Here is a 14,477-nt window from a genome sequence, read left to right on the forward strand (position 1 = left end):
GCGGAAGATGTAACGGGGCTCAAACCATACACCGAAGCTACGGGTATCACTTAGGTGATGCGGTAGAGGAGCGTTCTGTAAGCCTGTGAAGGTGAGTTGAGAAGCTTGCTGGAGGTATCAGAAGTGCGAATGCTGACATGAGTAACGACAATGGGTGTGAAAAACACCCACGCCGAAAGACCAAGGTTTCCTGCGCAACGTTAATCGACGCAGGGTTAGTCGGTCCCTAAGGCGAGGCTGAAAAGCGTAGTCGATGGAAAACAGGTTAATATTCCTGTACTTCTGGTTATTGCGATGGAGGGACGGAGAAGGCTAGGCCAGCTTGGCGTTGGTTGTCCAAGTTTAAGGTGGTAGGCTGGAATCTTAGGTAAATCCGGGATTCTAAGGCCGAGAGCTGATGACGAGTTACCCTTTGGGTGACGAAGTGGTTGATGCCATGCTTCCAAGAAAAGCTTCTAAGCTTCAGGTAACCAGGAACCGTACCCCAAACCGACACAGGTGGTTGGGTAGAGAATACCAAGGCGCTTGAGAGAACTCGGGTGAAGGAACTAGGCAAAATGGCACCGTAACTTCGGGAGAAGGTGCGCCGGTGAGGGTGAAGCATTTACTGCGTAAGCCCATGCCGGTCGAAGATACCAGGCCGCTGCGACTGTTTATTAAAAACACAGCACTCTGCAAACACGAAAGTGGACGTATAGGGTGTGACGCCTGCCCGGTGCCGGAAGGTTAATTGATGGGGTTAGCTAACGCGAAGCTCTTGATCGAAGCCCCGGTAAACGGCGGCCGTAACTATAACGGTCCTAAGGTAGCGAAATTCCTTGTCGGGTAAGTTCCGACCTGCACGAATGGCGTAACGATGGCGGCGCTGTCTCCACCCGAGACTCAGTGAAATTGAAATCGCTGTGAAGATGCAGTGTATCCGCGGCTAGACGGAAAGACCCCGTGAACCTTTACTATAGCTTTGCACTGGACTTTGAATTTGCTTGTGTAGGATAGGTGGGAGGCTTTGAAGCGTGGACGCCAGTTCGCGTGGAGCCAACCTTGAAATACCACCCTGGCAACTTTGAGGTTCTAACTCAGGTCCGTTATCCGGATCGAGGACAGTGTATGGTGGGTAGTTTGACTGGGGCGGTCTCCTCCTAAAGAGTAACGGAGGAGTACGAAGGTGCGCTCAGACCGGTCGGAAATCGGTCGTAGAGTATAAAGGCAAAAGCGCGCTTGACTGCGAGACAGACACGTCGAGCAGGTACGAAAGTAGGTCTTAGTGATCCGGTGGTTCTGTATGGAAGGGCCATCGCTCAACGGATAAAAGGTACTCCGGGGATAACAGGCTGATACCGCCCAAGAGTTCATATCGACGGCGGTGTTTGGCACCTCGATGTCGGCTCATCACATCCTGGGGCTGAAGCCGGTCCCAAGGGTATGGCTGTTCGCCATTTAAAGTGGTACGCGAGCTGGGTTTAGAACGTCGTGAGACAGTTCGGTCCCTATCTGCCGTGGACGTTTGAGATTTGAGAGGGGCTGCTCCTAGTACGAGAGGACCGGAGTGGACGAACCTCTGGTGTTCCGGTTGTCACGCCAGTGGCATTGCCGGGTAGCTATGTTCGGAATAGATAACCGCTGAAAGCATCTAAGCGGGAAACTAGCCTCAAGATGAGATCTCACTGGGACCTTGAGTCCCCTGAAGGGCCGTCGAAGACTACGACGTTGATAGGTTGGGTGTGTAAGCGCTGTGAGGCGTTGAGCTAACCAATACTAATTGCCCGTGAGGCTTGACCATATAACACCCAAGCAATTTGCAGGCTTTGAGCTGAAAAGCGAAAGAGCACCAGATTGCGGTGTGTGAAGACGAAATGAACCGAAAGTTCGAGATACTCACAAAACACCAAACTATCACTTACCCATTCGCTGGAGCGTGAACCTGAAAAGGCCCACGACCTGGCTCCCGAATTTCTTGACGACCATAGAGCATTGGAACCACCTGATCCCATCCCGAACTCAGCAGTGAAACGATGCATCGCCGATGGTAGTGTGGGGTTTCCCCATGTGAGAGTAGGTCATCGTCAAGATTAAATTCCGAAACCCCTATCTGCGTATGCAGGTAGGGGTTTTGTTTTAGTAGAAGTCACCAATTTTGCTGGCACGTTACCGCGGTAACGGGCTGGTCACAGAATTTCTTGACGACCATAGAGCATTGGAACCACCTGATCCCATCCCGAACTCAGCAGTGAAACGATGCATCGCCGATGGTAGTGTGGGGTTTCCCCATGTGAGAGTAGGTCATCGTCAAGATTGAATTCCGAAACCCCTGTCTGCTAACACAGACAGGGGTTTTGTCGTTATGGGCCCCTAAACGCTCAGTGACACCATATCCAAACCAATGGAATGTTCCCGACGAGATGACAAAGCCAGTCCCTGGAATCGGGTGCTGGCTTCATTTTTTGAGGAGTACTTAGAACTGGTAGCTTACCGTGGCGGCGACATTGCGTTCCTCGCCCAGGTAGCAGAAGTTCAGGTTGGCACAGGGGGCCACGTAGGACTCATTCGTCAGGTTGTTCGCATTCAAGCTGGACTTGCCCCTACCAAACCGGACACCAACTCCCTGTTAAATTGATGCTGCCGCCAAGCGCCTGAACTCCCTCGGCGAGCGATAGTTCAAGGTGCTGATCATCGGCTTCGAGTACTCGATGTCGATGAAGGTGTAGCTGCCGAGTACTTTAAGGTTGTCGGTCAGCCGCATGTGTGCTTCCAGTTCCAGGCCTTGGGAGCGGACAGCACCAACGGCGCGGTAGAAGTTTCCCTGCGGTAGTTTGGTAGCCAGGTTTTCCTGGTTTCCAGCAGCACAGTACTGGTCTTGGTGGAGATCTGGCCATGCATCGCGTTGGAGCCATCCATGCTGCCCAGTGCGTTACCGAGAGCAAAGCCTTTGATGTCGGTAGTGGGCAATGCCAGCGCTTCGGTTTCGGCGACCGGGCGCAGTACATAGCTGTTGCCATCCTGGCTCACGGCCTCCAAACCCGAACCGCTGAGCAAACGACGCAGTGCCTGATCTGCCGAATACTCGCCCTGTACGCCCGGTGACTGAAGGCCCCGGTTTGCTAAGGCGTCATAGACAAGGTAATGCCCGCCTGACGCGCAAACTGGTTGAGTACATCGCTCAATGGACCCGCGGCAATGTCGTAGCGGTGGCTGCTGACCTCGCTGACCTCGCTGCCCTCTGCCGCTACGCCCAGTGTCGCCAACACGCCGAGAACTCAGTGCAGTAGAAAGCAGCGCAGCGCAGGACGTCTGAATCGGCAGCGAAATGAAGAGGGTGCTTACTGGTGACTAAGCCGGACTTGCCCGCGCAACCCGCCAAAAATAATCCAGGCCTGTCGCTCCAGTGTCACCCACCAGCGAGTGCGATAACGCAGTTGCACCGGCAGGGTTTGCGGCAGGATGGCCAGCAACGTGTCGGTGTTCTCCAAGCGGAAAACACCGGACAGCCGCAAGTCCACAATGTCCGTTGAGCACGTCAGATATCCGTGGCGATAGCGTCCGACTTCATTAAGAAAATCCCCCAACCGCATGTTGCGGGTAACGATCAACCCGTCAACCCAGGCACCAACATCCCTGTTCAGAGGTGTCGCTAACCTCGCCTGGTGGCGATCGACCAGATAGCTCTGCCCTGCCTGCACCTGAGTCGGCATGCCATCGGCGGCAAGCGGCGAATGGATGACGACCCTGCCAGCGGTAACACTAAGTCGCGTGCAATCGCTCTCCTGACGCAGGATAAAACGTGCCCCAACGTCTTCATAAACACCGTGGCGACTTTGCACCCGAAGCGGTCGATCAAACGAAGATCCTTCGTCGATCCCGCCGCACGTCACGATGATCTCGCCGCGAGTCAGTTTGATCAGCCGCTGCTGCGCGTTGTAATCCAGATCCACTGCACTGGCGGTGTTGAGTTCCAGTCGTGTGCCGTCGGGCAATTGGAAACCGCGCCGTTCGCCGGTGGCGGTGGCGAAATCGGCGGTCCACTGTTGCCAGCCCGCATCTTTGCTCAGCCACGCCGCCGACCCTATCAGCAATGCACCCGACAGCAGCTTCAAGGCTTGGCGTCGTCCCAGTCCCTGGGCGCTGTTTTCCAACGTATTGAAGGCCACTTGAGCACCGGGCACAGCCCGCAGGTTACTGCTCAACTCGGCTTGCAGCGACTGCACTCGTTGCCAGGCAAGTTCGTGCTCATGATGTTCGGCCCGCCAGACATCGCATTGCTGACGTAGCCTGGAATTGGTCGAGTTGTTACGCAGACGCAGCAGCCAATGGATGGCTTGTTTGACCACCTGCTGGTGCGGTTCACCGTGCCGACTCAGCGACGAGTTATCCAAAAAGGCTGATCAGACGCTCTGGCACGCCGTTCGGCGGGTATCTGACAGGAATGTCGACCATTTCGTACAAACGCCTAAGTTTTCTCCGGTTTGTGCCGACAGCCTGATGAGACATGCGTGCACCAAAGTAGAGCGGCCCCAGAGCCCTGCCTGCGCTGTTACATGGAATGTTGCAACCCGGAACGCATCCCCACTTTTTGCATAAGAAGTCCCATGAAATGAATCTCAAATTCAGCCATAAAATCCTTCTGGCCGCCTCCGGCGTCGTGGTGCTGGCTTTTGCGTTGTTCACTTTGTACAACGACTATCTGCAGCGAAACACCATCCGTCAAAACCTTGAATCGAGCGTCCAGCAGGCCGGCGATCTGACCGCCAGCAGCGTGCAGAACTGGTTGAGCGGCCGCGTGCTGGTGCTGGAAAACCTCGCGCAGAACGTCGCTCATCAAGGCACCAATGCCGACCTCCCAGGGCTGGTCAATCAACCGGCCCTGACCTCGAACTTCCAGTTCACCTACGTGGGTCAGGCCAACGGCGTGTTTACTCAGCGCCCGGACGCGAAGATGCCTGACGGTTACGACCCGCGTCAGCGTCCCTGGTACAAACAGGCCGTGGCTGCCGACAAGACTATGCTGACTCCGCCTTACATGGCCGCCGTCGGTGGCCTTGTGGTGACCATCGCCCTGCCGGTGAAAAAGAACGGCGAGTTGCTCGGTGTGGTCGGTGGTGACCTGAGCCTGGAAACACTGGTGAAGATCATCAACTCGGTGGATTTCGGTGGCATCGGCCACGCATTCCTGGTCAGCGCCGACGGTCAGGTGATCGTCAGCCCGGACAAAGACCAGGTGATGAAAAACCTGAAGGACATCTACCCGAACGCCGGCGTGCGCATCGAGAAGGGCAATCAGGAAGTCACCCTGAACAAGCAGGACCGTATCCTTTCGTTCACGCCGGTCAGTGGTTTGCCCAATGCCGAGTGGTACATCGGTCTGTCGATCGACAAGGACAAGGCCTACGCACCACTCAGCCAGTTCCGTACTTCTGCGCTGATCGCGATGTTCATCGCCGTGACGGCCATTGCCGTGCTGCTGAGCCTGCTGATCAACGTGCTGATGCGTCCGCTGACCACCATGGGTCGTGCGATGCAGGACATCGCTCAAGGCGAAGGCGACTTGACCCGTCGCTTGGCCGTGGAAAGCAAAGACGAGTTCGGTGAGCTGGGCGGTTCGTTCAACCAGTTCGTGGAGCGAATTCACGCGTCGATTTCCGAAGTGTCGTCGGCCACCCGCCAGGTTCACGACCTGTCGCAACGGGTGATGGCTTCGTCCAACGCTTCGATCGTCGGCTCCGACGAACAAAGCGCCCGCACCAACAGCGTGGCCGCGGCGATCAACCAGTTGGGCGCCGCCACCCAGGAAATCGCCCGCAACGCCGCCGATGCTTCCCAGCACGCCAGCGGCGCGAGCGAGCAGGCCGATGATGGTCGTCAGGTGGTGGAGAAAACCATTCTGGCGATGACCGAGTTGTCGCAGAAAATCAGCCTGTCCTGCACGCAAATCGAAACCCTGAATGCCAGCACCGACAACATCGGGCACATTCTGGATGTGATCAAAGGCATCTCCCAGCAGACCAACTTGCTTGCGCTCAACGCGGCCATCGAAGCGGCCCGTGCCGGTGAAGCCGGTCGTGGTTTTGCGGTGGTGGCGGACGAGGTGCGTAACCTCGCTCACCGTACCCAGGAATCGGCGGAAGAGATCCACAAGATGATCACCTCGCTGCAGATCGGTTCTCGCGAAGCGGTGACGACCATGAACGCCAGTCAGGTCTCCAGCGAACAGAGCGTTGAAGTGGCGAACCAGGCAGGCTTGCGATTGGTCAGCGTGACCCAGCGCATCGGCGAAATCGACGGCATGAACCAGTCGGTGGCCGCCGCGACCGAAGAGCAGACGGCGGTCGTGGAAACCCTCAACGTCGACGTTAACCAGATCAACCTGCTGAACCAGCAGAGCGTGGCCAACCTCAATGAAACGTTGAAGGATTGCGATGCGTTGTCCCTGCAGGCAAACCGGTTGAAGCAGTTGGTTGATAGCTTCAAGATCTGATCAAACGATGTAAAAAAGAGCCCGCTGTGGAGTGATCCGCAGCGGGCTTTCTTATGCCTTACGCAAACCGCTTCAGCACATTGTTCATCGCATCATCGGCAAAACCCTGGACGAAATCCTTGAACCCCGGCAACGCCTCGGCACCGCCCTGTGCGGGTTCGGCGATGATGGTCCAAGTCGCCCGCGACTTACCCGCATCCAGCGGTTGGACACTCATCGCCGCCCACAAATTGGCCACGCCCAACGTGTTGTAAATCGTGGTCCACGTCATGTTCAATGCCTGGTCATCCCGCGAGTTAAGTTGCTCGACCACCAAGTTGCCGTCCTTGAAGAATTTCTTGCGCAGGGACGACACGCCTTCGCCGGTCATTTCGATGTGCGACAGCGCCGGAATGAATTGATCGAAGCCGGCAAAGTTACCGACCACTGCCCAGACTTTCTCGGCATCGGCCGGCACTTCCACCGAGGACACCACGTGGCAGCCTTGAGGATTTTTGATCAGGGTATCGGGTTGTAGAGTGCTCATGGTCTTGCTCCATTCTTGGGGTTGGGTTGAATCAGATGAAGTTGATTTCTTTGAGGTAGTCGCAGCCGCGCCGCAGCAGCGCCGGGGATTTTTCCGGGTAATGCGCGCCCATCTGCCGCACGCCCGCCTGGGCGTTGGCGTGGCCGATCATTGAGATGTCGCCGATGTCTTCCTCGAAGCCATTGAGGTAGAAACCAAGCACGCCGAACAAAGCGTTGTCGCTGTCGACCCGACCCAGTTGCTGCTGCCAGTCAGCGATGCTGACCATGGAAAACTCCCGACCGGCCTCACGAAATGACGCGACGTAGCTGTCCCAGCTCAGAGGCTCGGGGTTGTGCAGGTTGAACACCGCTTTTTCGGGTGAATAACGGCTGGCATGGAAGGCGATGAACCGGGCGAGAAAGTCCACCGGCATCAGGTCGAAATTCAGCGCGAACTCCGGCACCTGGCCGAGCTGGATCGAGCCTTTGAGCATCAGCATCAAGCGATTCTTGTGAGGCTGGCAGACACCCGTGAGGCTGTTGAAACTGATGTTGCCGGGGCGATAAAGATTGACCCGTACGCCACGCTCGCGAGCCCGTTCGAGGATCCGCTCACCCACCCATTTGGACAGGTTGTAGCCGTTCTTGATGTAGATCGGTGGCGTCTGCGCGGCAGGCAATTCCAGCACCCGGCCATCGGCGGCAATCGTGCTGGAGGCCGAGAGCGTCGAGACGAAGTTGAAGATCTTTTTGCTGCGTCCTTCGCACAACCGAAGGCACTCGAAGATCGGCTCGACGTTGTCCCGCGCCAGCGACTCGTAATCGAGTACGTGATTGACGTTGGCGGCGTTGTGCACCAACGCACCGAACTGCCGATCCAGTCGCTCGTAAACATCCGCTTCGAGCCCCAATGACGGACGCGTAATGTCCGCCGCATAAACCCGCACCCGACTCAGGTCCAGATGCTCCAGGCGGTTTTCTCGCAGCGCATGGGCAAAACGCTCGGCCGCCGATTGCCCACCGCCATCGCGCACCAGGCAGGCGACTTCGCTGGCGCCCCAGGCGAGTAATGCTTCGACAATGTGCACGCCGACAAAGCTGTTGGCGCCGGTAACGATCACCTTGTGCACATCGCCCATGCGGTTGACTGGCAACGGCTGGATATCCAGTTCGCGGAAGGCATCGGCCAAGGCCTTTTCGCTCAGCACTTCTTCGGTGCCGGAGCCACGCACCAAGGTCGCCAGCTTGGCTATGGTCGGCAATTCGATGAAGCGGTTGATCGAGATGCTGCGACCGAACGCTTCCCGCAAACGCAAAAGCATGCGCGAGAGCAGGATCGAGTGGCCGCCCAGGTTGAAGAAGCTTTCGTCGGTGGAAATATCGCTGGCCGGCAGCTCCAGCAGCTCGGCCCAGATCTCCAACAACAGCGCCTCATCGGCACTGGCGGGCAAGCGCCGCAGCGTGTTTTCGGAGACATTCACGGGCATCGCCAGCAGCGCCTTGCGGTCGACCTTGCCGTTGCTGGCAAACGGCATGCTCGGCAGTTCGGTCCACGCTGTGGGCTGCATGTAATCCGGCAGAAACTGCATCGAGTGAGCTTTCAGCGCTTCGCGAGCGGTGCCGGGTTGATCCTCCTGAGGCTGGGCGAGGAAGGCCAGAATCCGTCGATGGCTGTCGATGACCACCGCCACCTGGCGGTACAGCTGACTGTCGCGCAGGCAGCGTTCGATCTCTTCCGGCTCGACGCGAAAGCCGCGAATCTTCACCTGGTTGTCGCGCCGTCCGCACAGCTCAATGCCGTCGCGAGTCCACTTCGCCATGTCGCCGGTGCGGTAGGCGCGCAGGCTCCGGTCATTCGGCAGGCTCAGGTTCAGATAACGTTCGGCGGTCTGCTGCGGATTGTTCAGGTAACCCAGGCACACACCCGGGCCGACGATGTACAACTCACCGACGGTTTGCTCGGCGACCGGTTGAAAATCCTCATCGAGAATCAGTACCTGACTGTTGGCGATTGGCGCGCCGAGAGTGCGGTTGCTGTCGCCGGTGCGCAGTTGCCGCGCGGTGATCAACACCGTCGCTTCGGTCGGGCCATAGAGGTTGTAGAGGTTGCCCTGACGGGTGAGCTGCTCGATGACGTAGGGTTCGCAGACATCGCCGCCGGTCATCACGTGATCGAGGCATTGCAATTGATCCAGCGGCAGAATGCTCAACAACGCCGGCGGCAAAAAGGCGTGACTCAGATGCTGATGGCGGATCAGCTCGACCAGTTGCAACGGATCGCGGCGCTGATCGTCGTCGGGCACGATCAGCTCGGCGCCCTGGAGCAGGGTCGGGAAGATATCGATCAGCGATGAGTCGAAACTCAACGACGAAAACTGCAGCACCCGACTCTGCTTGGTCAGCTGCACGTAGTCGGCGTACCACGCGGTGAAATGGGCGAGGTTGGTCTGGCTGAGCAACACGCCTTTGGGATGGCCGGTGGTGCCCGAGGTGTAGAGCGCCATGCACGGCGCATCTAGATCGGGTCGTTGGCGCATCAAAGGTTGATCGAGATCCAGGTCATCGATGTCGATGCTACTGATGTCGAGTCCCGGTATTTGCGCAGCGAGCGGATGTTCACCGTCATGCAGCAACAACACGGCCCCGGCGTTTTCCAGAATGTACTGCTGGCGTTGCAGGGGATGGCTTGGCTCCAGCGGCAAATACACCGCGCCGCTGCCGAGAATCGCCAGAATTCCCGCATACAACGCGCTGCATTTTGGCAGGCAGATCCCGACCACCAATGGCCCCTGATGCCGAGCGAGCAACGGCAGCAATCGCTGCTGGATCGCACGGCTGTGGGCGTGCAAATGCTGATAGCTGAGGGACGTGCCGGCAATGTTCAGCGCGGGTCGTTCGGCACACTGGATGAAGCGCTGCTCAAGGCGCTCAATCATCGGGATCTGGCTGAGTTCCAGCAGCGCGGGTGCAGCCGTGATATTGAGCCGATGGAAAAACGCGAGGCTCTCCAAATAAAGCAGGTTTTCCACGTGCTCAAAGTGAGCGGGAACCGCAGAGTCGGTCTGCCGAAAATAGTCGGTATCGCGAGAGTAACGGCTGACCAGCAGCGCCACGTGATTGACCAGTTCCTCCACTGCCCTCAGGCGCAATGCCTGGCCGTTGCCCGAAGGTTCGTCGGTGATCGGCACGCGAGTGAACAGCGTCGAACCGTAGGTGCACAGCAAGTCCAGCGGCGGCAGGCCAGAAACCCCAGGCTCACCGATACCCAGTTGCAGCGTCAGTCGCGGCGCATCGCCGACGTCTTGAACAGGCAGGCTGGCGTCGTCGATCAGCAAATCAGCGTTACCCAACGGCTGCTTGTCGACGGTAGTCAGGCGCACCAGAGAATGACCGTGTTGTTCAAGTTCCAGCGCCAGGTCGGTCAGGGCTTGGCTGTGTCCAATGAGCAGAATGTCGAGACGTCTCATGATGTGCTCCTCGTTAAACCAGGTAATCGCTGAGGGCGTCTTGCACGCACGGCGAATCGAGCAGCGAACTGCTGCGGAAAAACCGCACGATGTTGGCGACCAATGGGTGATGGCGATTGATCGGGAAGGCCAGTCCCGACACTTCGCTCTTGAGTGCGTGGCGCGCGGCATCGCTGATCTTCAAGGACTCGATCAGCCGGAAGTCGAACGACTTCTGAATGTCGTTGGTCAGGTAATGGCCAATGAATATCGGCAGGATGTGCGCGATGCATCGACGGTCGTCTTCGCTCGCGGTGTGCCAGTAGATGCGCACCAGCCGCGCCCAGAACCCGGAGTGGCGACCTTCGTCGAGCAAGTGGTCGGCCATCAGGCCCTTGATCGACTGCTTGACCGTGTCGTCCTTGGCGAACGCCGCGACATCGCCGGTCACGGTGTTCTCGGCGATGGCCACGCAGATTAATTCCACGGCGCTGCGCAGGTGTTCCGGGGCAAGCGCCACGGCCGCTGGAATGGCTCGGCTCAGTTCGATTTCATCCGGCAGGTCGATGGGCGTGATGCCGGTCATGGCGACGGTCTGTTGCATGAAATCCATCGCCACCAGCGCGTGGTAGTCCTCGTCCACCACCACGGTCATGGCGTCGTAGCGGCAGGCGAACGGGAAGGCCACGGCGAAGCGATTCTTGGCGATGCTGCGGGCAGTCTTGTCGACGATTTCGGTTTCGAAAATCACCACGTCGTTGATGAATTTGTAGAGCGTCTGCACCAGTGCAAAGTCGCGCTGCTCCGGGCATTCGCGCAGGAAGGTTTCGCTCAGCACTAACGGTTGGCGGCTCAACGGGTAGATCAGCTTGTCGTCGTTCTCCAGTACGCGCCGGGGGCGGGTACGGATGGTCGCGCGGCTTTCCCAGGCATCGGCGAAGGATTGGTAGTCGGCGGCATTCATGCGATCACCTCAGCAACAGGTTCGCTCATGCTCAGACGCAGGCCGTCCCACAAGGCGATGCGGCTTTCCACAGCGGCGATGGCGCTGGCATAGACGTCTTCTTCGCGTTGCGGATCGCCATCGACCAGCCGGGCGAGAAGTTTTTCCGCCGCCGGGCCATGGTCTTCGGAGTCGACTTCGATGTGGCGCTCAAGGTAGTAACGAAAGGTCGGCGCTTGATCCAGACCAATGCCCCAATCATCGAGAATTCGTTGGAACATCTGCGGAATCACACTTTCCCGGCCATGCAGGAATACCGCCGCAACGCTATGACCAGGCGCATGCAGCGCGATGTGCAAGGTATGACGCACGAACTGTGCGGCGGCCGGGTCAACGTCCACACTTTGCAGCGCCACGTCATAGCTCACCCCTTCCTTTTGCAGTGTCACGAAGCGCTCGACCGCGACTGTGCTCGCACCGACTTCGCGCATCGCATCCAGGTACAACTCGAAATGGCTGTAGTGACCTTGAGTCGGACGATCATCGGACTCTTCGCCCAGCACGATCTCGTTGATCAAGCGCGCTGCCTGCGGATCTCGCGGTGGCAGCCAGGGCAGCTGAACGCAGGTCAGTTCCTGCTGCAGGCGTTTGGTCAGTGACATGAAATCCCATACTGCAAACACATGGGTTTCCATGAAGCGTTGCAAAACCGCAAGTGAGTTGATTTCGGAAAAGATTGGATGAGCGCTAAGTTCTGCTTTCTTCTGGTTGAGACGGTCTTTAGTCGGTTTCATGGGCGGGCCTATAAGTGAGCTGGAAATACCGTGGGAGCGTTTGATAAATAAGCGATAGTTGGTTGTGAGTTTCTGTTGGCGAGCGGAGGCCTCAAGAGAGTTGATATAGTGAGTTGCAATAAGTCGTTAAGTGACGGCCTGGCCCCAGTGTTCAGGGCGGCGGAGAAAAACTAATACAGTAATAAAGTGTCGGGCAAGTTATTTTTTCACTATTTGAAAGTTTAACTTTCTTGCGCGCGACAAGTTCCAATAAGACTTTTAGTTTGAGTTTTATTTGGGTGTGGTTACTCCTTCCGGCTTATATAAGTCAGAATTCAAATGAAGAGTGAATGCCTCACTCGAAGCAACTTTCTAACTGAATCGTTGAAGTAAATTGAGGGGGCGGAAGTTGACTGGGATCAACGCCGGTTCTTCCTTTCCCGTGGCAAGACTCCTTCCGTAGGTTCTTGGTGCGGGGCCTGCTCCGCTCGCGCGATGCGTCGCCCGTTCATTATTCGTTGACCGGCCAAGAGTGAGCGTAATTCACAGCAGCCGCTATCACCGACGCGTCATCTACGCGGGGTAAATATTGATCTTCAGAGGGGGCAATCGAGGGCAGGGCTTTGGAGAGGGGCGCAGCGCAGTCGCGACAAGCGAAAACGAGCAGTTCGATCTGCTCGCTCAGGCTTGCCGTCGTTTTTTACCGGGAGGTTTTTTTGTTCAGTGCTTCAGGGCTGTTGAGGTAGCGTGTGATGACCTCGACGCCCCGGTTGAGGTGATGCTCGAGCAGCTTCACCGAGCGTTCGACGTCTCGGTCTTCTACGGCCTGCAAAAGCGCCCGGTGATCTTCCTGGGACAGTTTGCCCAGGCCCATGGCTTCCAGGTTGAAGCGCAGGAAGCGCTCCTCTTCGTTCAATCCGTCTTCCACCAGCCTCAACAGCCGCCCGTTCGGCGCCTTGCTGTACAGCGACATGTGGAAGAGCCGGTTGAACCGGCCGATCTCGGTGTAATTGTGTTCCGTTTCCAGGTCGTCGATATGACGGGCAGCCTGTTCGAAGTCTTCCTTCTCAAGCAACGGAATCGACAGGCGCAGCGCTTCGGATTCCAGCAGGATCCGCAGTGCATAGGTTTCCACGGCATCGCCCTGAACCAGCGGTGCAACCACAGCACCTTTATGGGCGATTACGTTAAGCAGCGCCTGGGCTTCGAGCTGGCGCAACGCTTCGCGCACCGGCATGCGGCTGACACCGAAAAGATCGGCCAAATCTTGCTGACGCAGTGCTGTGCCGCAGGGAATGCGACCGTCGAGAATGGCCGAACGCAGGGTTTCTTCGATCACCGAGCGTGCCAGATGAGCCGGAATCGGCCCGTTGACCTTGATGCTGTTAAGAGGATTGGGCTTCTGTGTCACAACTACGCACCCTGTTTGACTGAAAAAATTTGGATCCAAGAAGACACTAGTGACTGCCTGACAGGTTGTCAAACGCACACAAGGTCACAGCCTGACGTGGCCACGGTGTTTTTAATGACACCTGCCATACAAAGTCTAGCGCGCCACCGGTGATCTCACCGTGCCATTGTCTTTTACCGGGCTAACCTGCACCATCAAACGCTTTCCCACCTGCCTGACCTGGATGCCTCGCATTGGCGGTATGTTTCGCGATCCCTCGGACTTTGCGCTGGCTGTGCTGCGCGTTGCTGCTGGCCGGCGTTATGCTGGGCGGGCTGCATGCCGATTGGGATTTTTCGCTGATCAGCCGTCGCGCGCAGGCATTGTACGGGCCATTGGGCGAAGGGCAGCAACGCATTGATGCCTGGCAGTACTTATTGGCTACGCAAAAGCAGGTCAACGAGCTCGAACAGCTTAAAGTGGTCAACCAATTCTTCAACAAGCAGATGCGCTATGAGGAAGACATCGACCTGTGGCACGAGGTCGATTATTGGGAAACGCCCATCGAGGCCCTGTGGAAGGGCGCCGGCGATTGCGAAGATTACGCGATCGCCAAGTATTTCAGCCTGCGCCATCTCGGCGTTTCCAGTGACAAGCTGCGCATTACGTACGTCAAGGCTTTGCGCCTGAATCGGGCGCACATGGTGTTGACCTACTACTCAAGCGCCGAGGCCATGCCGCTGGTACTCGACAGCTTGATCGACGCGATCAAACCGGCCAGCCAACGAACCGATTTGCTGCCGGTCTACTCTTTTAATGCGGAAGGGTTGTGGTTGCCGGGCGCCAAGGGCAACAAGAAAGTCGGTGATACCAAGCGCCTGTCTCGTTGGCAGGATGTGCTGAAAAAAATGCAGGCCGAAGGTTTCCCGGTCGAGACGACTAACTAGGA

At 57.4% G+C, this 14,477-nt stretch carries 9 protein-coding genes, 3 rRNA genes and 1 pseudogene (1 of these 13 only partly in view); 5 read left to right on the plus strand and 8 right to left on the minus strand.

Annotated features, from left to right (window positions below):
* The 3 genes from ACYZT3_RS01670 to rrf (ACYZT3_RS01680) all read left to right on the plus strand — a co-directional run.
* Window positions 1-1,780: ribosomal RNA gene (locus tag ACYZT3_RS01670) — 23S ribosomal RNA — on the plus strand; it begins 1,112 nt to the left of the window's first position.
* A 173-nt stretch (window positions 1,781-1,953) separates the two neighbouring features.
* A 5S ribosomal RNA gene (gene rrf, locus ACYZT3_RS01675) occupies window positions 1,954-2,069 on the plus strand.
* A gap of 107 nt (window positions 2,070-2,176) precedes the next feature.
* Window positions 2,177-2,292 (plus strand): 5S ribosomal RNA (rrf, locus tag ACYZT3_RS01680).
* Between the two features lie 313 nt (window positions 2,293-2,605).
* Here rrf (ACYZT3_RS01680) and ACYZT3_RS01685 read toward each other — a convergent pair.
* From ACYZT3_RS01685 to ACYZT3_RS01695, 3 genes and pseudogenes are all read right to left on the minus strand, one after another.
* Window positions 2,606-2,740 (minus strand): hypothetical protein, encoded by a 135-nt coding sequence (locus ACYZT3_RS01685; protein WP_282383122.1) that lies wholly within the window; start codon window positions 2,738-2,740, stop codon window positions 2,606-2,608.
* Between the two features lie 80 nt (window positions 2,741-2,820).
* Window positions 2,821-3,306 (minus strand): annotated as a pseudogene (locus ACYZT3_RS01690) (STN domain-containing protein); the annotation flags it as partial.
* 11 nt (window positions 3,307-3,317) lie between these two features.
* Window positions 3,318-4,370: a FecR domain-containing protein gene (locus ACYZT3_RS01695; RefSeq protein WP_282383124.1), complete on the minus strand. Its 1,053-nt coding sequence runs from the start codon at window positions 4,368-4,370 to the stop codon at window positions 3,318-3,320.
* A gap of 218 nt (window positions 4,371-4,588) precedes the next feature.
* Between ACYZT3_RS01695 and ACYZT3_RS01700 the strand changes: the two genes are divergently transcribed.
* Window positions 4,589-6,469 carry a methyl-accepting chemotaxis protein gene (locus tag ACYZT3_RS01700; RefSeq protein ID WP_462031368.1) on the plus strand — a complete coding sequence of 627 codons (1,881 nt, stop codon included), beginning with the start codon at window positions 4,589-4,591 and terminating at the stop codon, window positions 6,467-6,469.
* A 58-nt stretch (window positions 6,470-6,527) separates the two neighbouring features.
* Here the strand turns inward: ACYZT3_RS01700 and ACYZT3_RS01705 are convergent, their stop codons facing one another.
* The 5 genes from ACYZT3_RS01705 to ACYZT3_RS01725 form a co-directional block, all read right to left on the minus strand.
* Window positions 6,528-6,995 (minus strand): SRPBCC family protein, encoded by a 468-nt coding sequence (locus ACYZT3_RS01705; RefSeq protein ID WP_282383128.1) that lies wholly within the window; start codon window positions 6,993-6,995, stop codon window positions 6,528-6,530.
* A 31-nt stretch (window positions 6,996-7,026) separates the two neighbouring features.
* Window positions 7,027-10,443, minus strand: a complete 3,417-nt coding sequence (locus tag ACYZT3_RS01710; RefSeq protein WP_462031369.1) for an amino acid adenylation domain-containing protein — start codon at window positions 10,441-10,443, stop codon at window positions 7,027-7,029.
* A gap of 13 nt (window positions 10,444-10,456) precedes the next feature.
* On the minus strand, window positions 10,457-11,386 hold the full coding sequence (locus tag ACYZT3_RS01715; RefSeq protein ID WP_282383133.1) for a diiron oxygenase: 930 nt from the start codon (window positions 11,384-11,386) through the stop codon (window positions 10,457-10,459).
* Complete coding sequence (locus ACYZT3_RS01720; RefSeq protein WP_282383135.1) at window positions 11,383-12,159, minus strand: DUF3050 domain-containing protein; 777 nt, start codon at window positions 12,157-12,159, stop codon at window positions 11,383-11,385. The genes ACYZT3_RS01715 and ACYZT3_RS01720 overlap by 4 nt, the downstream gene beginning before the upstream one ends.
* A gap of 679 nt (window positions 12,160-12,838) precedes the next feature.
* The gene (locus ACYZT3_RS01725) at window positions 12,839-13,549 is read right to left on the minus strand and encodes a GntR family transcriptional regulator (RefSeq protein WP_282383138.1); all 711 of its coding nucleotides are present in this window, start codon (window positions 13,547-13,549) and stop codon (window positions 12,839-12,841) included.
* 233 nt (window positions 13,550-13,782) lie between these two features.
* Between ACYZT3_RS01725 and lapG the strand changes: the two genes are divergently transcribed.
* Complete coding sequence (gene lapG / locus ACYZT3_RS01730) at window positions 13,783-14,475, plus strand: cysteine protease LapG (RefSeq protein ID WP_282383141.1); 693 nt, start codon at window positions 13,783-13,785, stop codon at window positions 14,473-14,475.
* Window positions 14,476-14,477: the final 2 nt, after the last annotated feature.

It is taken from the genome of Pseudomonas sp. MDT1-16 (assembly GCF_054898115.1).